The organism is Acidicapsa borealis (assembly GCF_059115245.1).
Genome location: NZ_JCACNY010000001.1, coordinates 2,862,427 through 2,880,457 on the forward strand (window position 1 = coordinate 2,862,427; position 18,031 = coordinate 2,880,457).

At 59.2% G+C, this 18,031-nt stretch carries 16 protein-coding genes; 7 read left to right on the top strand and 9 right to left on the bottom strand.

Translation table 11 applies throughout. The features are described from left to right. Positions 1-91 precede the first annotated feature (91 nt). Positions 92-1,177, bottom strand: a complete 1,086-nt coding sequence (gene nagZ / locus AC5S27_RS11695) for a beta-N-acetylhexosaminidase (RefSeq protein WP_493934739.1) — start codon at positions 1,175-1,177, stop codon at positions 92-94. Further along, positions 1,174-3,786 carry a DNA mismatch repair protein MutS gene (gene mutS / locus AC5S27_RS11700; RefSeq protein WP_493937306.1) on the bottom strand — a complete coding sequence of 871 codons (2,613 nt, stop codon included), beginning with the start codon at positions 3,784-3,786 and terminating at the stop codon, positions 1,174-1,176. Before mutS ends, nagZ begins: the two co-directional genes overlap by 4 nt. Before the next feature lie 916 nt (positions 3,787-4,702). On the opposite strand from mutS, the gene AC5S27_RS11705 reads away from it, so the two are divergent. From AC5S27_RS11705 to AC5S27_RS11720, 4 genes are read left to right on the top strand one after another with little or no spacing between them, the layout of a single operon-like run. Beyond that, entirely contained in the window at positions 4,703-5,608 is a 906-nt protein-coding gene (locus tag AC5S27_RS11705; protein WP_493934740.1) for a cytochrome C assembly family protein, read from the top strand. Next, entirely contained in the window at positions 5,605-6,996 is a 1,392-nt protein-coding gene (gene hemA, locus AC5S27_RS11710) for a glutamyl-tRNA reductase (protein WP_493934741.1), read from the top strand. Before AC5S27_RS11705 ends, hemA begins: the two co-directional genes overlap by 4 nt. Beyond that, positions 6,993-7,916 (top strand): hydroxymethylbilane synthase, encoded by a 924-nt coding sequence (gene hemC / locus AC5S27_RS11715; RefSeq protein WP_493934742.1) that lies wholly within the window; start codon positions 6,993-6,995, stop codon positions 7,914-7,916. Before hemA ends, hemC begins: the two co-directional genes overlap by 4 nt. Then, a complete protein-coding gene (locus tag AC5S27_RS11720) occupies positions 7,913-8,725 on the top strand; it encodes a uroporphyrinogen-III synthase (RefSeq protein WP_493934743.1) in 813 nt (270 codons plus the stop codon). The genes hemC and AC5S27_RS11720 overlap by 4 nt, the downstream gene beginning before the upstream one ends. 28 nt (positions 8,726-8,753) lie before the next feature. Here the strand turns inward: AC5S27_RS11720 and AC5S27_RS11725 are convergent, their stop codons facing one another. The 4 genes from AC5S27_RS11725 to hemQ all read right to left on the bottom strand — a co-directional run bounded on the left by AC5S27_RS11725 (position 8,754) and on the right by hemQ (position 11,663). Beyond that, entirely contained in the window at positions 8,754-9,284 is a 531-nt protein-coding gene (locus AC5S27_RS11725) for a nucleoside deaminase (protein ID WP_493934744.1), read from the bottom strand. 95 nt (positions 9,285-9,379) lie between these two features. Next, a complete protein-coding gene (gene nth, locus AC5S27_RS11730; protein ID WP_493934745.1) occupies positions 9,380-10,213 on the bottom strand; it encodes an endonuclease III in 834 nt (277 codons plus the stop codon). A 98-nt stretch (positions 10,214-10,311) separates the two neighbouring features. After that, positions 10,312-10,824, bottom strand: coding sequence for a hypothetical protein (locus AC5S27_RS11735; protein WP_493934746.1), 513 nt, complete (start codon positions 10,822-10,824; stop codon positions 10,312-10,314). A gap of 5 nt (positions 10,825-10,829) precedes the next feature. Next, positions 10,830-11,663: a hydrogen peroxide-dependent heme synthase gene (hemQ, locus tag AC5S27_RS11740; protein WP_493934747.1), complete on the bottom strand. Its 834-nt coding sequence runs from the start codon at positions 11,661-11,663 to the stop codon at positions 10,830-10,832. A 232-nt stretch (positions 11,664-11,895) separates the two neighbouring features. Between hemQ and AC5S27_RS11745 the strand changes: the two genes are divergently transcribed. The 3 genes from AC5S27_RS11745 to AC5S27_RS11755 all read left to right on the top strand — a co-directional run bounded on the left by AC5S27_RS11745 (position 11,896) and on the right by AC5S27_RS11755 (position 14,827). Beyond that, entirely contained in the window at positions 11,896-12,561 is a 666-nt protein-coding gene (locus tag AC5S27_RS11745; protein ID WP_493937307.1) for a DedA family protein, read from the top strand. A gap of 99 nt (positions 12,562-12,660) precedes the next feature. Further along, entirely contained in the window at positions 12,661-13,989 is a 1,329-nt protein-coding gene (locus AC5S27_RS11750; protein WP_493934748.1) for an inositol-3-phosphate synthase, read from the top strand. A 163-nt stretch (positions 13,990-14,152) separates the two neighbouring features. Then, a complete protein-coding gene (locus AC5S27_RS11755; RefSeq protein WP_493934749.1) occupies positions 14,153-14,827 on the top strand; it encodes a dienelactone hydrolase family protein in 675 nt (224 codons plus the stop codon). Between the two features lie 7 nt (positions 14,828-14,834). On the opposite strand, the gene AC5S27_RS11760 is transcribed toward AC5S27_RS11755, so the two are convergent. The 3 genes from AC5S27_RS11760 to AC5S27_RS11770 are packed head-to-tail and all read right to left on the bottom strand — an operon-like array spanning position 14,835 to position 17,816. Beyond that, positions 14,835-15,248, bottom strand: coding sequence for a type II toxin-antitoxin system VapC family toxin (locus tag AC5S27_RS11760; protein ID WP_493934750.1), 414 nt, complete (start codon positions 15,246-15,248; stop codon positions 14,835-14,837). 35 nt (positions 15,249-15,283) lie between these two features. Beyond that, positions 15,284-15,502 (bottom strand): type II toxin-antitoxin system Phd/YefM family antitoxin, encoded by a 219-nt coding sequence (locus AC5S27_RS11765; RefSeq protein WP_493934751.1) that lies wholly within the window; start codon positions 15,500-15,502, stop codon positions 15,284-15,286. A gap of 52 nt (positions 15,503-15,554) precedes the next feature. Beyond that, positions 15,555-17,816, bottom strand: coding sequence for a PP2C family protein-serine/threonine phosphatase (locus tag AC5S27_RS11770; RefSeq protein ID WP_493934752.1), 2,262 nt, complete (start codon positions 17,814-17,816; stop codon positions 15,555-15,557). Between the last annotated feature and the right edge of the window lie 215 nt (positions 17,817-18,031).

Sequence of the window (18,031 nt, forward strand, 5' to 3'; positions counted from 1 at the left end):
TCAGCGTCCTTACTTGAGTATTGTTTGACTGCCCAATGCGCAATCCGCGTCGTACGATGTGCAATCGGCGTGGCACGTTGCGCAATCCGCGTCATGGTTTTTGCACCTTTTCCACGGCAGCACGGAAGCCAAGAACCTGATCGCGCAGTTTGTCGAGTTGCTTCGCAGTATGCGCCCGCGAGGGTGGCACGCTGTAGCGCCGCTTGCGCAGCCTGCCTCCGGTTGCCGAGCGTTCCAGCAGCAGGTTCCGAAAGCTTGCGGACCGTTCAGCCTCGCGGATGAGCGATTCGTAGCAGCGCAGAATCAGTTCCGGGCTATGGCAGATTTCGAGAATGTGGATGCCGGCGCGCAGAGCCAGGATCGCCGCTTCTTCCATCGGCGCGTAGTTCAGGATCCCACCCATTTCTAGATCATCGGAAAAGATGAGGCCCTTGTAGCCGATCCGCTTCTGCAGCACAGTCGTCGGCCAGAAGGGTGAAGCCGTGGCCGGAAGATTCTTGCTGCGAGTCTTCGGGAATGCCGCATGGCTCACCATCACCATCGGCAGCTCTCGAACAAGTTCGCGGTAGGGAACGAGATCCTCGTTCCAAAGTTCGCGATAGGTTCGCTGAATCTCCGGCGTGGCGTGGTGCGAGTCCAGCGTTCCTCCGCCAAGTCCAGGAAAGTGCTTGCCGCAGCCTGAGACGCCATGCGCAGCAAGGCCGTTGAGGAAGGCTCGGACATAGTCCGTAACAGCCTGCGGTGATGCGGCTGCGGCGCGTGTGCCCATGACGGCAGCGGAGGCAGGCAAAGCGAGATCGAGCACTGGCGCAAGCGTGGTGTTGAAGCCGACCGCAAGTGCTTCGCGGGCGATCAGTTCGCCGTGCTGCTCCATCAGTTTTTGGCTGCCGGTGCTGGCGACGGCTTGCGCCGAAGGCATGGGCGCAACGGCATCGCGGAGCCGGTCGACTGTGCCGCCTTCGATGTCGACGCAGCGCATGTTGGCCGACGCGCAGAACGAAGTGGCTTCGGCGAGCAGGGCTCGCGTCTGACCAGCATCGGCGATGTTGCGGCGAAAGAGAATGATGCCGCAAGGGCGAATCAGCTTGAGCCAGGCGCGTTCCAGGCCGCTGAGCTCCGTACCTGCGAGTCCGACGACTAATACGCTGCCTGCTGCCTGGCGAATGTTCGCGGTCATGGTTTGCCCAGCTCCTGCTTTAGCTCTTCTAGCAGATTCAGGGCTTGCAAGGGAGTGAGTGAGTTGATGTCGGTTTCGGCAATGCGGTCTACGATGCGCTGCGAGAGCGGAGTGAAAATGGTCATCTGCATGGGTTCGGCTGCGGCTGTCGCTTCGACCTGGACGCTGCGGCGTTCCTGCTTCTCGTGCTGGCGCAGGATATGGCGGGCGCGTTCGAGGACTGCCTTGGGCAGGCCTGCCAGTTTGGCGACTTCGATGCCGTAGCTCTTGCTGGCTGCGCCGGGTTCGATCGAGTGCAGGAAGACGATGCCGGATGGTGTTTCTTTTACGCCGACGCGCAGGTTCTGGACTCGCGGGAGCTTCTCGGCGAGCAGAGTTAGCTCGTGGTAGTGCGTGGCGAAGAGTGTGCGCGCGCCGATCTCGGCGTGGAGGAATTCGACGGTGGCCCAGGCGAGCGAGAGGCCATCAAACGTTGCAGTCCCGCGACCCATTTCGTCGAGCAGGACCAGAGATCTGCTTGTTGCCGTGTTGAGGATCGTAGCTGTTTCGGTCATCTCGACCATGAAGGTGGAGCGGCCTCGGGCTACGTTGTCGCTGGCGCCGATGCGGGTGTAGATGCGGTCGACGAGGCCGTAGCGCATCTTGGCCGCGGGAACGTAGCAGCCCATCTGAGCCATGAGGACGAGCATGGCGGCCTGACGGAGGTAAGTACTTTTGCCGCCCATGTTGGGGCCGGTGATGAGGAGCAGGCTTGGCGGCGGGCTTGGCTCGGCGTTCTCGCCGTTGCTGCCGTGCAGGTAGAGGCTGTTGGGAATGAAGCGGCTGGTGTTGGACTCGGTCATCCAGTTCTCTATGACTGGATGGCGCGCGGCTACTGCTTCGAGGATTGGTTCTTCGGTGAGTTCGGGACGGATGTAGTTACGGATGCTGGCTAAGTGGGCGAAGTTGGCGAGTAAGTCGGCTTCGGCGACGATGGCTGAGGCGCGGCGGATGCGGCTGGCTGCTTCCAGGACGCTTTGGCGGAGCTGCGTGCAGAGCTGCTTTTCGATTTCGATGCTGCGGTCGTGGGCGCTGAGGACGCGGGTTTCGTAGTCCTTGAGCTCAGGAGTGGTGAAGCGTTCGGCGTTAACCAGCGTCTGCTTGCGTTCGTAGTCGGCGGGCGCGTTGGCCAGGTTCGATTTGCTGATTTCGATATAATAACCGAAGACGGAGTTATAGCGGACCTTCAGTGAGCCGATACCTGTGCGCTGGCGTTCGCGCTCTTCGATGGCTGCGATGGAGGAACGGCCGCTGTGGCTGATAGCTCGTAGCTCGTCTAGCTCTGCTGAGACGCCTTCGGCGATGGCTCCGCCGTCGGCCAGCGTCAGTGGTGGCTCGGCGATGAGCGTGTTCTGGATGAGGCTGGTGATATCGATGAGCGGGTCGAGGTTTTGGGTCAGCTCGGCCCACTTCGGTGCTGTGAATACCTTCAGTGCGTTTTGGACATTGGGCAGCTTGGCGAGGCTTGCGGCCAGGGCTGCTACGTCTCTTGGGCCGGCGCTGTCGAGCGAGAGGCGCGAAAGCAGGCGTTCGAGGTCGAGGATGCCGTTGAAGCTGCGGCGGAGTTCTTCGCGGTGCATCAGGTTGCCAAGCGCTTCGGCGACTGCCTCGTAGCGGGCGTTGATGGCTGTGGCGTCGAACAGAGGGCGGAGGATGGTGGCCCTTAAAAGGCGCTTGCCCATCGGGGTGCAGTTGCAGTCGAGGGTGTGGAAGAGCGTGGAGCGCGTGTCTTGCCCTGAGATCAGCGGCTCGACTAATTCCAGGTTGCGGACGGTGACTGGGTCAAGCTGGAGTTCGGTGGAGCGCTCGGTGAAGCGGAGCGAGTCGAGGTGGAGTGCGTCGAGCTTTTGGGTCGATTGGACGTAGTGGAGGACTACTCCGGCTGCGATGGCTGCTGCGGGATGCGTGTGCAGACCGAAGCCTTCGAGGGACTGCACACCTAGTTTGCGCTGGACGAGCGGGACGGCGTAGTCGCGGGTCCAGACCCAGTCGTCGATTCTGGTGCGGGCGATGATTTTGTCGCCGTTGCGGTCGATTTCGGCGGCGAATTCTACTGGCGCCGAGTTGGGCAGCAGCAGTTCGCTTGGCTGGGCCTTCAGGAGCTCGTCGAGCGCCTGGCTGTGTCCTTCGGGTCCGGTGAATTCGGCGGTTCTGAACTCTCCTGTCGAGAGGTCGAGCAGGGCGATTGCTGAGGTCTGGCCTTCTTGATGCAAAGCGGCGAGGAAGTTGTTTTGTTCCTGGCCCAGCGTTGTGTCGAGGGCGGTGCCTGGGGTTAGGACGCGGGTGACTTCGCGCCGGACGATCTTTTTGGTCAGCTTAGGATCTTCCATCTGTTCGCAGATGGCGATGCGGAAGCCTTTGCGGAGGAGGCGCTGCAGGTAGCCTTCCGCCGAGTGGTAGGGGACGCCGCACATCGGGATGGCGCGTTCGCGGTCGCGGGCGGTGAGGGTGATCTGGAGTTCGCGGGCGGCGATGACGGCGTCGTCGTAAAAGAGCTCGTAGAAGTCTCCCATGCGGAAGAACAGGAGGGTGTCCGGGTTCTCCTGCTTGGCGGCTGTCCACTGGCGCATGAAGGGGGTTAGGTTGTCTGCCCCTGGATTTTGCGCTGGTGTTTCGGATGTGTTGGTTGGGTTGGCCACGGCTTGTGTTCACTTTACCGTGGAGGGGTTGGTTGGGCCTAGTTTAGGTTGTGGATTGCCTGGCTTTTGGGGTGAAATGCGTGCAAGATCCGTTGAGGGGGGTGGGGTAAGTGTTTTGGCTCTAAACCTATGCTGGTGTGGCGGTTATGGACGAATTTCGCGCCGTTTTGATGCGCTTTTGTACAGTTCTATTGCGCATTTGTGATTCCTGATTGTCGATTGCTTTGTTGTCGCTCCCATTATGCGCTTTTTCGATTAAATCCAACGCAATTTTGGGGGAAGTTTTTTTTTCGTGCGCTCGTTTGAACCTGGGGTACATCGTAACCCAGTTACATAGGCCGGGCTTTCAGCCCTGTGACGTATCGATTGTATGAACCCGGGGCGTTGCACTGGGCTGGTATGGTGCGCCACTTTGGCGCTTTTCTACGTCGGCGTGAATGCCCTGGTGTCTTCGGTTCGTGCTTTGTGCGAGTTTTGGGTGCGCCTTTTGCTTGATTGGTGGCGTCGAACTTGGGAGGACTTCGGGATCGTGTCACGAAGCACTTGCTAGGCCTACCCTTTGCATGGGGCGCATAAGGATAGGGACTTGCATTTCAGAGAGTTCGTGCTGCGCACGAATTTGACAACAGCAGATTCCCTTCGGGAATGACAACAAGAAAAACGACGGCAAAGGCAACGACAACTGCAAAGGCATAGCGGATCCTTCGACTACAGCCTTCGGGCCTCGCTCAGGATGACAAGCTTGTGAGAGGGAGTAAGAGAGATCGCTCCGAGGTCGGTCTTGGGTTGGTTTTGTGGTGTTTGGGGGCACAGTATACTTAGAGATTAGGGTTTAGCTGGGGTTGGCATGTATCTGGTTTGGCTTAGGGTGGCGGCGGTTTTGTATGCGGTGGCGAGTCTTACTGCGCTGCCGGCTGTGCTCTATGCTTTTCCGCGGTGGCGGAAGGTTTGTTTGCCGGCTGCGGGGCTGGCGTTTCTGTTTCACCTGGTTTCGGTGACGGAGATGCTGGGGTTGGCGCATCGTTACTACCCGGTGGGGTATGGCGAGGTGGAGTCGCTGCTGGGACTGGTGATTGCGGCGCTGTTTCTGGCGATTGGCGGAATTTATGGGACGCTTTCGTTTGGGGTGTTTGCGCTGCCGGCTTCGTTCCTGCTGGTGTTTGTTCCGGCTCTGGGGACCACGCGGTATGCCTTTCCTTCGGAGGGTGTGAAGACGGGCTGGCTGGTGGTGCATATTGCCTTCCTGCTGGCGGCTTATGCGGCGCTGGGATTCAGCATGGTGGCCAGTTTTCTGTACCTGGTGCAGGAGCGGCGGTTGAAGAATCCGTTGCGGGTGGTGGGGTTTGCTGGGGTCGGCACTTCCCAAGCTAGCTACAAAAACGATGGCGTGGCGAGGGTGGGGCATCCACAGCCGCTGCTTCGGGCGGGGTTTCTGGACCGGTTGCCGCCTTTGGATACTTTGGAGCGGATTGCGCAGTCCACTTTGCTGTTTGGGTTTCCCTGCATGACGTTGGGATTGCTGGTGGGGTCTTTGCTGGCGCAGGCGAGTGTTGGGCCGGAGTATTTTGCTGATCCAAAGGTGCTGCTCTCGTTTGCGATGTGGATTTTGTATGTCGTGCTCTTGTATATCCGGCGGAGTGCCGGGTTGCGGGGGCGGAGGGCTGCTTATCTCTCGAGCGGCGTGTTCGTGGTGATGCTGATTGTGTTTGCGGCCAACCAGCTTAGCCAGGTGCACAGGTTTACGGCGCCATGATTCTGCGGCTGCTGGGGATCAACCACAGGACGGCTCCGATTGAGCTGCGCGAGCGGGTGGCGATTCCGCGTGAGTTACTGGCTGGGGCGGGGCATTCGCTGGTGGAGATCGCTGGCGTGTCTGAGGCGATGATTCTTTCTACTTGCAATCGCGTAGAGATACTGACTGCTGCCGAGCCGGATGCGGATGTGGCTGGGTTTCTGCATCGGCATTTCCGGATTGAGCCGGCGGAGTTGCAGGACCACCTTTACGAGTTTCGTGACCGGGAGGCGATCCGGCATCTGTTCCGGGTGGCTGCCAGTCTGGACTCGATGGTGGTGGGGGAGCCGCAGATTCTGGGGCAGGTGAAGGACGCTTACTCCGTGGCGCGCGAGGCGGGAACGGTGGCGGCGCAGCTTGATCCGCTGCTGCAGTCGGCCTTTGCGGCGGCGAAGAAGGTGCGCTCGGAGACGGAGATTGGGAGTTCGACGGTCTCGATTGCTTCTGTGGCGGTCGACCTGGCGCAGAAGATCTTTGGGTCGCTGCATGGGAAGACGGTGTTTCTCATTGGCGCGGGGAAGATGAGTGAGCTGGCGGCGCGGCATCTGATCCGGCAGGGCGCGGGGATGATCCTGGTGACGAACCGGACGCCGGAGCGGGCTGTGGCGATGGCGGAGAAATTTGCTGCTGCTGGGGATACGAAGGTGGCACTGCAGGTGATTCCGTGGGGCGAGATGCGGACGGCGGCGGCTTCGGCGGACATCGTGATTACCTCGACCGGGGCGCAGGAGCCGATATTCAGAAAATCCGATGGGCAGGCTTTTCTGCAGAAGCGGAAGAACCGGCCAATGTTCTTTATCGATATTGCTGTGCCGCGAGATGTGGATCCGGAGATGAACCGGCTGGAGGGGATTTTCCTCTACGACATTGACGATCTGCAGCAGGTGGCTGCTGCGCATCTTGAGGAGCGGACGCGGGAGGCGGCGGACGCTGAGGCAGTGATTGCTGCCGAGGTCGAGCGGTACCACCTGAAGTTGCGGACGGTGAATGTGGCTCCGGCGATCGTGGGTTTGCAGATGCGGGCTGAGGAGCTGCGGCAGGCTGAGTTGCGGCGGGCGCAGGCGAGGCTGGCGGGATTGACGGTGGAGCAGGCGGCGGCTGTGGAGGCGATGAGCCGGGCGCTGATGAACAAGTTTTTGCATGGACCGATGTCGGCGCTGAAGCAGGCGGCTCGGGATGGAGATCTGGCGCGGGTGGAGGCGATTCGGGCGGTGTATGGGATTGAGGCGGAGGCTGGGCCGGTGCTTGTTGAGCGAACGGAATTGATTGGGCCAGCTTCCGGGGAGTCTTTGCTAGAGGCACAGATCGAGGATGCTGTGGCTTTGGCGGCGGAGAAGGTGCGTTCTTGACGGTTGACAGGCAGATTCGGATTGGGTCGCGAGGATCGCAGCTTGCGCTTTGGCAGGCGCATCATGTTGCCGGGTTGCTGCGCGGACAGGGGTATGTGGTTGAAATTGAAGTCATTAAGACCACAGGAGACCGCTTGCAGGAGGTCACTTTTGCTCAGGTTGGGACGAAGGGGATGTTTACGCTCGAAATTGAACAGGCGCTGGAGGCTGGGCGGATCGATCTGGCGGTTCATTCGCTGAAGGATCTGCCAACCGAATTGCCAGCGCAGTTTGTTCTAGGAGCGACGCCGGAGCGGGCTGATCCTCGGGATGTTCTGGTCTCGAAGGATTTTGCGAGTTTTGCTGAGTTGCCGGCTGGGTCGCGAGTGGGAACGAGCAGTTTGCGGCGGCGTGCTCAGCTGCGGCATCTGCGGAGCGATCTGGAGTATGTGGAGTTTCGCGGCAATGTGGACACGCGGCTTAGGAAACTCGGAGAGGGGCAAGCGGCGGCGATTGTGCTGGCGGCGGCGGGCCTGGACCGGCTCGGAAAAACGGAGTGGGTGCGAGAGCGGATTTCGCCCGAGGTTGTGTGTCCGTCGCCGGGCCAGGGTGCGCTTGGTATCGAGATTCGCGCGGGAGACACGCGGACGGCTGCGGCCGTTAGGTTTCTGGACGATGCGACGACGAGGTTCGCGGTGACAGCGGAGAGGGTTGCGTTGGCGGCACTGGGCGGTGGATGCCAGGTGCCGATTGGGGTTTATTGCTGGCCTGCTGAGGCAGGGAGCTACGAAATTCTTGGTATTGTTGCTGAGCCGGTTGGGGAACGAGTGATTCGGGCTCGGGCTGTTGGGGATTGTGCGGAGGACTTGGGCCGTGCTGTTGCGGCGGACCTGGTGAAGCAGGGTGCAGCGGAACTGTTTGAAGGAATTGGGATGCTTTGAGTGAAGTTGTGGCAGGGATTGTGGGACCTTTGACGGGCAAGCGTGTGCTGGTGACCCGTGCTGTGCAGCAGGCCGGGAAGTTGAGCGATGGGCTGAAGGCGCTAGGGGCGGAGCCTGTTGAGGTTCCGGTGCTGGAGATCCGGCCGCCGAATTCGCTGGAGGCTTTGGATGGCGCGATTAAGAAGCTGGATACCTATCACTGGTTGATTTTGACGAGCGCGAATGCGGTGCAGGCGGTTTCGGCGCGTTGTACGGCGCTGGGGTTGGATGTTTCCGAGATCAAGCTGCTGAAGGTGGCGGCGGTGGGTTCGGCGACGGCTGAGGCGGCGCGGAAGGTTGGTTTCCGCGTGACGGTGGTGCCGGACAGCTATAACTCTGAGGGTCTAGTTGATGCGCTGGGGGTAGAGATTGCAGGGCGGCGTGTTTTGCTGGCGCGGGCGGCGGTGGCTCGGGATGTGATTCCTGAGGGCTTGACCAAGGCTGGTGCGAATTTGACGGTGGTGGATGCCTACCAGACGGTGCTGCCGGAGGGTTCGCGGGAACGGCTGGCGGAGGCGCTGCAGACGGGGATCGATGCGGCTACGTTTACCAGCTCTTCTTCGGTGCGGAATCTGGCGGAGGTGGCTCGGGAGGCTGATGTTGGATTTCCGCTGGCTGGGCCTAATGGCGTGGTACCGGGGATTTCGATTGGGCCTGTGACTTCGGCGACGATGCGGGAGTTTGGGTGGGAGCCGGCTGGGGAAGCGCTGGCTTCGGATCTGCAGCGGCTGGTTGATGCTGTGGTGCTGGGGATAGGGAACAGGGAATAGGGAACAGCCGGCTCTGTTGGATTGCCTCTCACTCTTTTGCTGGAGTGGGAGGCTTTTCTGTTTCTTCCGATAGATTGGTCCAGAAGTTTTCGTGGACTTTGGCGGCTTCTTCCTCGAGGTGGGGGCCGTGGATCTCTGTTGGGTGGTTGGCGTGGGCGAGGAGTTCGCGGCAGGGGAGTTCCAGGGATGGGGCGTTGGGGCCGGTGAGGGCGTAGAGGGATTTGGCGGGGAAGGCATAGACGATGCGGCGGATGCCGGTCCAGAAGATGGCTCCGCAGCACATGGCGCAGGGTTCGGTGCTGGTGTAGAGGGTGGCGGTGGCTAGCTGGGCTTGGGTGAACTGGCGGCCTACGAGGGAGCAGGCCAGGCGTTCGGCGTGCTGGGTGGGGTCGCCCTTGGGTGGGACGGCGTTGTTGCGGGCGGTGACCAGGATTTTGCCTTCGCCATTGACGATCAGGGCACCGAAGGGGTGGGCGCCGTGGGCGCGGGCCTGGGCGGCGAGGTCGATGGCATGGCGGAGGTGGGTCAGGTCTTGTTCGGTGATGGGCTGATTTGGCATGCGTGGCCCTATTTTAGTGCGGACAAGGGCAACAGCAGATTCCCTACGGGAATGACAACAAGAAAAACAGGTCCGAAAACCCTGCAGAGCTGCCCTTACGAATGCCAGGTTTTGTCTGGGGCTTTGCAGAGTTGTTCGAGGGGGCAGGCGGCGCATTTGGGTTTGCGGGCTTCGCAGATTTGGCGGCCGTGGTGGATGAGTTCGTGGCTGAATTCGATCCAGCGGCTGTGGGGGATGATTTTCATCAAGTCCTGCTCTACGGCTTGCGGGGTGTCGCTGCGGGAGAGTCCCAGGCGGCGGGTCAGGCGGTAAACGTGTGTGTCGACAACGATGCCTTCGGCTTTGCCGTAGGCTACGCCCAGGACTACGCTGGAGGTCTTGCGGGCGGCGCCGGGGACGGTGAGGAGTTCGGCCATGGTTTCGGGGACTTTGTTGTGAAACTGCTCGCTGATGACTCGGCCTGCACCTTGAATGGATTTTGCCTTGTTGTGGTAGAAGCCGGTGGTGCGGATGAGCTCTTCCAGGGCTTCAATGGGTGCGGCGGCCATAGCTGCCGGGGTGGGGTAGGTAGCGAAGAGTTTGGGGGTGACCATGTTGACGCGGACGTCGGTGCACTGGGCGGAGAGGATCGTTGCGACCAGGAGCTGCCAGGCGTCTTTGTGGACTAGCGCGCACTCGACGTCGGGGTAGGTCTGATGGAGGATGTCGAGGATTTCTTTGACTCGGTCGGGCTTGATTTCGAGCTTGGCTACGCCGTGGCCGGAGGGGGCTTGTGCGATTCTCTTTCCGGCGGGGCGGTTGGCTGGCAGGGGCTTTGCCGCGGCTTTCTTTGTGGGCTTCTTTGCCGCGTTCTTGATGGCTGATTTTTTTGTTGGCTGCTTCTTTGCTGCTGGTTTCTTCGCGGCGGATTTTGTGGGCTTCGTGGGCATGGGGTTTATTGTTCCACGATGGGCGGCGTCAGTGATAGCCCACGCTTTCCAGATGAGGTTGGAAAGGATAGGGCACTCGCGTGCAGATCATGATTGCGTCATAAAACGGGCAATTGTTGTTCAGGCGATAATTCGACAATTTCCGGCCAATCATAGAAAGCGATGTCGATCAGGTGGTTTAAGGTTACGAGCTTAACGTGTTTGAGGTCGCCTGTGTGACCACCCGTGTCGCGTTGAAGATGTGCGAGAAAGTTCGATTTCTCGTATATGCGCAGTACGGATCCTTCGTATTTTTCATCTTCGTAATGGCCGCAACTGCCAACTAGTTCCTCCGTAACGCAATACGCCGCACACAGCTTCCAACTAAGCCGGAAGCTCTTGCCACTCGGACTTACCTCGATAGGCGCGCTGGATTCATTCAGAGAACCCAGCCCGGGCAGAATGGCTGCGAGAATCTGGCCTCGCTTGGATTCGTTGACGTAGGCTTCTTCGATCTCAATTTCCAGCTGGTTGAAGCCGAAGGTATAAATCTTCGTTGCGTAGTAGAGATTTGACTCGTTGATCGCAATCGTTTCAGGGTTCCTTAGAAATTGGGACGCAGTTAGATTCATGACTGTTAAAGCGTTCCGTTTAGCCAATTGGTTAACTTTTCGAAGGGGAGTTTTAGGCCTACGTAGAAGCTGCCGAATAGGGCGTATTTGGCGCTTACTTCGTCGAAGCGCATTTCGTAGATGAGGCGTTTGAAGACGACGGGGTCGTCGGCGAAGAGGTCTACTGCCCATTCCCAGTCGTCGAGGCCGATGGAGCCGGAGATGATCTGGCGGACCTGGTCGGCGTAGCGTCGGCCGATGAGGCCGTGGTCGTGCATCATGTGCTGGCGGTCAGGCATGGATTCTGTGTACCAGTTGACGGCTTCGCCGCGCTTGCGGTCCATGGGGTAGAAGCAGATGTATTTGGCCGTGGGCAGGGCGGGGTAGATGCGCGTGGCCATGGCTGCTGCCTGGCGGTCGAGGGTTTCCTGGATGCCGGCATCCCACTCGGGCGTGTGGGGGACGATGCCCTGGGCGGTGAGTGCCGAGTAGGTCTTGGCGGTGGACTCGTAGAGGCCTAGTTCGACGATGGAGACGTAGGAGTAGGTCTGCTCGAGGTAGTCGTACAGTTCTGTCTGGGCGAGCTGGAGTTCGACCTGGTTGAGGGCTTCCATGGATTCGCGGACGTGGACGAGCATGAGGTCGGCTTTGTGGCCGAGCAGCGAGAAGAGAGCGGTCTGGTGTTTGGTGCCGGAATCGCCGGGGTCTGCCAGGGTGCTGAGTTTGGCAATGGCGGCGGAGGCGATGCGCTGCTGCTCGGCAGGGGAGAGAGTGCGCCAAGCCTTCCAATGGAAGCGGAAGAGTTGGTGGAGCATGGGGGAGCCTTCGAGCGTGAGGGGGACTGCTGGGGTTTCTGGCACGGTTTGATCCTCTTTCTTCAAGGATAATGCGCGAGGGGTGGATAGGGCTGCTTTTCGGCCTTAGGGTCTTTCTTTGATGTTTATCCAGGGGGATGCTCTGGACTGATATCTTGACGTGCCTCTGGCGCCTGGAGCTTTGGTTGGTGTTGAAATTCTTGTTCTATTGAAAGTGGTAACGAGAGGGCTGCTTACTGGAACGGCGGGTGTGGGTGGGCGGTTATACTTGGTTGCTGTGACCGAACATATTGTGTCGTTTCTTGTGCAGTTCGTAATTCGTGTCATCAGCTCTACTGGCTACGCTGGTGTGGCGCTGTTGATGGGCATAGAGTCGGCCTGTATTCCTCTTCCATCTGAAATCATCATGCCCTTTGCCGGTTACCTGGTGTCGACCGGACGATTTGGCGGTGGTGATGCGTGGATGGGGCTGATCCTGGTAGCCACAGCAGGCGCAATCGGTTGCAACCTTGGATCCGTGGTTGCTTACTGGGTGGGCGCTTTGGGCGGAAGGCCATTGGTGCTGAAGTATGGCCGTTATGTGTTGATGAGCCCTCGCGACCTGGACCGCATGACGGCCTTCTTTGAGAAGCGTGGGTCGATTGCTGTGCTGATTGGAAGGCTGCTTCCGGTGGTGCGGACGTTTATCGCGTTTCCCGCTGGGATTGCACGGATGCCGCAGTTGCGATTTCACGTTTATACGTTTGTGGGATCGTGGCCGTGGTGTTTTGCGCTGGCTTATGTGGGCAAGCAACTGGGCGATAAGTGGAACAGCGATCCGCGGTTTCATGAGTGGTTTCATCGCTTCCATTTAGTCGTGGAACTTGCGTTGGTAGCAGCGGTGGTTTGGTTTGTCTGGACGCACTGGAAGAAGCGCGGCGCCGGTAGTGAAGCCGCGAGTTAGCGCGCGTGAGCGAGTCAGCAAGTTCGCTGGATTTGTAAGTTAATTTGGCTACTGCGGTCTATGGAAGCACTAAGAACAGAAGGGATGGTTGTAGACAGAATGGCAACGCATGAAACAGCCGCGCAGCAGATTGCGCCGGCTACCGGGAAGTTAGGTGTGATGGTGGTGGGCATGGGCGCTGTGGCCACTACTTTGATTGCGGGTGTTGAAGCTGTACGGCGTGGACTGGCTAAGCCGATTGGTTCGCTGACGCAGATGGGTACTGTACGGCTGGGCAAGCGGACGGATGGAAAGTCGCCGCTGATCAAGGACTTTGCTCCGCTGGCAGATCTTGACGATATTGTCTTCACTGGCTGGGATTTGTTCGATGACAACGTGTATGAGGCTGCGGCTCATGCGAAGGTGCTGGACAATGATCATCTGGCGCAGATCAAGCCTTTTCTCGAGGCGATCAAGCCGATGCCCGCGGTGTTCGACCAGCATTATGTGAAGCGGCTGAGTGGGACAAATGTTAAGAAGGGCAAGCATAAGTGCGATCTTGCGATGCAGTTGATTGCCGACATTCAGGCGTTCAAGAAGACTGTGGATCGTGTAGTGGTGCTTTGGGCTGGATCGACGGAAATCTTTCTTGAGCCTACGGCTGTGCATCAGTCGATTGAGGCCTTTGAAAAGGGGATGGTGGACAACGATCCTTCGATCGCGCCCTCGCAGTTGTATGCTTATGCCGCGCTGAAGGAGGGTGTGCCGTTTGCCAATGGTGCGCCGAATCTTACTGTCGATTTGCCGGTGATGGTGGAGTTGTCGAAGAAGTATGGCGCGCCGATTACGGGCAAGGATTTCAAGACGGGGCAGACGTTTATCAAGACTGTGCTTGCGCCTGCGTTCAAGGCGCGGATGCTGGGTGTGGCGGGTTGGTATTCGACGAACATCCTGGGCAATCGCGATGGCGAAGTGCTGGATGATCCGGAGAGCTTCAAGACGAAGGAAGAGTCGAAGCTGGGAGTGCTGGACTTTATCCTGCAGCCTGAGTTATATCCCGACCTTTACAAGGATCTGTATCACAAGGTAAGGATCAACTATTATCCGCCGCGTGGAGATAACAAGGAAGGCTGGGATAACATCGATATCTTTGGCTGGCTGGGCTATCCGATGCAGATCAAGGTAGATTTCCTTTGTCGCGATTCGATTCTGGCTGCGCCGATTGCGTTGGATCTGGTGCTGTTTCTGGATCTGGCGAAACGGACGCCGCAGTTGGCGAACATCGGGATTCAGGAGTGGCTGAGCTTCTACTGGAAGAGCCCACAGACTGCGCCGGGGCTGTATCCAGAGCACGATTTGTTTATTCAGCTGATGAAGCTGAAAAACACGTTGCGGCACATTATGGGTGAGGATTTGATCACTCATCTTGGACTGGAATACTACGACTAGGCACCTGGCACCTGCCGTGCGGGCGGACGCCTCCCTTTGGTCGGCAAATGCAAAGGCCTCATCCTTCGTGGATGGGGCTTTTTTGTGAGATGAAGTCGGGTTCTCTGAGATGGTTTAGGCTTGGATTGGCTGGTTATTCCGGCGAGGTTTTTGAGGAGATTTCATGAGTGAGTTTGTAACGTTAAAGACTGCGGATGGGTTTGAGATCGGCGCTTATGTGGCGCGGCCTGTGGGCGAACCGATTGCTGCGCTGATCGTTGTGCAGGAGATTTTCGGGGTGAATGCGCATATTCGTTCAGTGGCGGATGGGTATGCGAAGGATGGTTTTCTGGCGGTGGCTCCGGCGATGTTTGACCGCTTCGAAAAAGGCGTGGAGCTGGGCTATGACGAGGCGGGGTGGAAGGCGGCGATGAGCTTTGTTCCGAAGCTGAACCCGGTGGTTTCGCTGAACGATGTGGAAGCGGCGATCGAATATGCAGCTAAGGAATCGGGCAAGAAGGTTGGCGTTGTCGGGTACTGCTTTGGTGGAACGATGGCCTGGCTTGCGGCGACGCGACTGAAGATTGGCGCGGCGGTGGGGTATTACGGCGGGTACATTGGCAACTTTGCTACGGAGAAGCCGAACGCTCCGGTGATGCTGCATTTTGGTTCCAAGGATGAGCACATTCCCGCTTCGGTGGCGGACGCGGTTCATGCGGCGAATCCGGATGTGGAGATCTTCTGGTATGACGCGGGACATGCGTTCAACCGGGATGCCGATCCACATGCTTTTGTGGCGGATGCGGCGAAGCTGGCCCGGGAGCGGTCGCTGGCGTTTCTGAAGAAGAACCTGGTTTAGCGGCTAGTTACAGGCCGAGGAGCGGAATGCCTTCGGCCTGGGCTGCTGTGCGGAGGTCCTGGTCGAGGGTGGCTCGCGGGAGGGACCGGCGCAAAGCTAGTTCGAGATAGGTAGCGTCGTGTACGGCCAATTTGTATTGCTCAGCTAGCCCGATGGTCCGATTCCAACAGAAAAAGTCAGTTTGTGAATCAAGGAAGATCGGCAGGGAGCTCAGATGCAACAGGGCTTTCTGCCGGTCCACCATGTTGATTCGACCACGCTTCATTCCTACGTTAAGAGTATTTGCAACTTCTATCTTCCAGAGAGCCGGAATCCAACCGCCAGAGATTGCGATTCTTGAGAAAACGTCTTCGATAGCGATGGTTCGTTCTTTCTCGAAGATATTGGCCATTGTTGCCGAACAATCGAGTACCAGGCTCACCGACGCCCCTCATCACGGTAGGCTTTCCACCCCTCCTAATTAAAGGGCCCTAATTTCATTTCTTTGGCATGCTGGCTTATGCGATCAAGGGCTTCAAGGGCTCGCTGCGTGTCGGCCTCTGTCACAACGGGCAGTAGTATAAGACGGGCGGATGGTTTCCCGTGGCGGGTGACGACAACTTCCTCTCCAGCCTCAGCGCGATCAAGGAGTTTGCCTAAATTATCTTCTGCTTCATAGATTACGTTGGTCGCCATCCTGACTCCTGACTTCTGACGACGTTGAAAGTGAGTTTACCATTTGCTTAACTCAGGCGGCAGCTGCGGCGCCATGGACCAGGCGGCGAACGGTGAGGACGGTGATGTCGTCTTCCTGGCCGAATTCCTTGGCGGCGTTGGCGATATAGAAGGCGGACTGGCTGCTGAGGTTGCGGACGCGCTCGAAGCCGAAGAGCTCACCGTTGGACTTGCGGGCTTCCGAGACGCCGTCGGACATCATGAGGAGACGGTCGCCAGGGTGAAGGTAGAGGTGGGTCTCCTCGTAGGTGACGCCGGGGACTACGCCTAGGGGAAGGCCGCCGGGGAGGACGATTTCCTGGCTGTTGAGGTACGGCGGCGGATGGCCGGCGCTGGCGATGACCAGTTCACCGGTGGCGGAGAAGTAGGCGGCTTCGCAGGTGGTGAGGCTGGAGCTGCCGATGAGGACTTCGTTTAACCCGGCGAGCAGGGCGGCGGGGTCCGTTTGCGGGGAGCGGCGCAGGGCGCCCATGACCATGGAGACGTTCATGGCGGCCTGGAGTCCGTGGCCGGCTACGTCGCCGATGACGACGAGGAGGCCGCCGTCTCCGGTGGCCTGGATGTGGAAGAAGTCGCCGCCGACTTCGGTGGCCGGGTTGTAGACGGTGTCGACGTGGAAGCCGGGGGTTTGCGGGGACTCGCGGGGGATCATCAGCTCCTGAACGCTGCGGGCGGCGGCGAGCTCGCTGGAGGCGCGTTCTCGTTCGCGGTGGATGCGCTGGAAGCGGACGAAGATGATGAGGATGATGACGAAGATTCCGGCGAAGTCGGCAATGTCAGAGAAGTGGATGGGGATGGGGCCGGCCTCGAAGGTGAGCGGGGACTGCATGGGGGTACCGAGCCAGCTGGAGGACGCGGCGGTGGAGGCTAGTTCGATGGTGCCGACGATGCTGAGGAGGAGCGGCAGCAGGAGCAGGGCCGCCTCGTAGTTGCGCTTGATGGCGGCGATGGTGAGGGTCAGGCCTACGAAGAGGATCCAGGAGAAGGTCCATAGGGCGGCGAAGAGAATCGATATTACAAGACCAATGGCGATGGCCTGGCTTTCGCGCACCAGTAGCAGGAGCGGTCCTACGGAGAGCAGCAACGGCGCGGAGTAGCGCAGGGCGATGATGTACCAGCGCCGGCGCAGTCCGAGGAAGGATACGAGGAACTCGAAGTAGAAGTAGGCGGAGATAAGGAGGCATTCTGTGAAGAGGGAAGCCATCCAGAGCTGATCCAGCTGTCCCATGCTGCCAGCGGTATTGATGTAGACGATGGGTGCGACAAAGATGAGGTGGAGTCCGAGCCAGAGGTATTCGCGGTGATCGCGCTGGGTATAGAAGAGTGCGAAGAGGAACAGGGCCAGCATCATTTTCATGCCGCCGTCGATGAGGGACGGGAGGCGTTCGAAAAGCATGGCGTGGTTCCAGAGATCGAGGTGCGAGGCCAGGTCTTCCTTTTCACCAATGAAGAAGGTGCGATGGGCGAAGAAGCTGGTGTAGGCATCCATGCCGAGGTTGTTGAAGGGAGTTCGGACGGCGATGACCAGGTCTGTCTGGGTGCTTGGGATGTCTATGGGATAGATGCGGGAGATTTGTTGATAGGACTCGGGTGTGGATGGCTGCGGGCCTGCAGGGATGACCTTCTTGCCGTTGGCGTAGAGGTCCATACCGACGGTGCCGGTGCCGACGGAGAATTGCGAGTTGCGGGAGACGGGTACGCGGACCATGACGACCAGGGGGGCATGATTTTCGGGCAACTGGATGTGGATGCGGAACCAGGCGAAGGGACGGTTGCCGCGGGGATGCTTCCGGCGGTCCTCGGGGCTGGGAGGACGATCGTCGTCGTCGGGTGGTTCTTTGATGTCTGCCAAGGCCTCTTTGGCGTCGCGGACCGGCCATTGCGAGTCGTCAAAATCAGGTTTAGCGGGTTCAGAGCCGGGGGCAATGCCGAGGCGCCAGTTGTGGTCGAGGACGAGGGGCGAGCCGATGCCTGTGGCGTCGAAGTTGACATCAGTTCCTGCTGGCGGCACATTGCCTTTGGGCGCGCTGATTCTAGGGTGCGGCAGGGGAAGACCGAGAGGCGGCCCGTGGGGGTGATCGGACTGACCGGGCTGGTCTGGTTGAGCGGACGGCTTTGCCTGCACTGCGTGGGCCGGGGCGGTCAAGGCGACGAGGGCCAGCATCACAACCGCAACCAGAAATCCTGCCGAGTTCAAAATGGTCGCGGGAAGGTTTCGGCGACGGAGAGGAGCTGGCATTCGGAGGGTCCGGTACGGCGGTTGTTTGGCTTGCATGTTGCCCTCCACTTTATCGCAGACGGCTTCTTCTTCCAATTGATACTTAGGGAACGGGGTTTGAGTGAAGTTTGAAGTGGATTTTATTGGCGGGCAAAGATTTATGCGCGGCATGAAAATCAGATCGTACGGTTGTTACGAAAGAGCGCATACTGTCGTCTAACGAGGTGGAACTGCATCCAGAGTGAGGCGAGGTGCGGCTGCCGGGAGGCTAC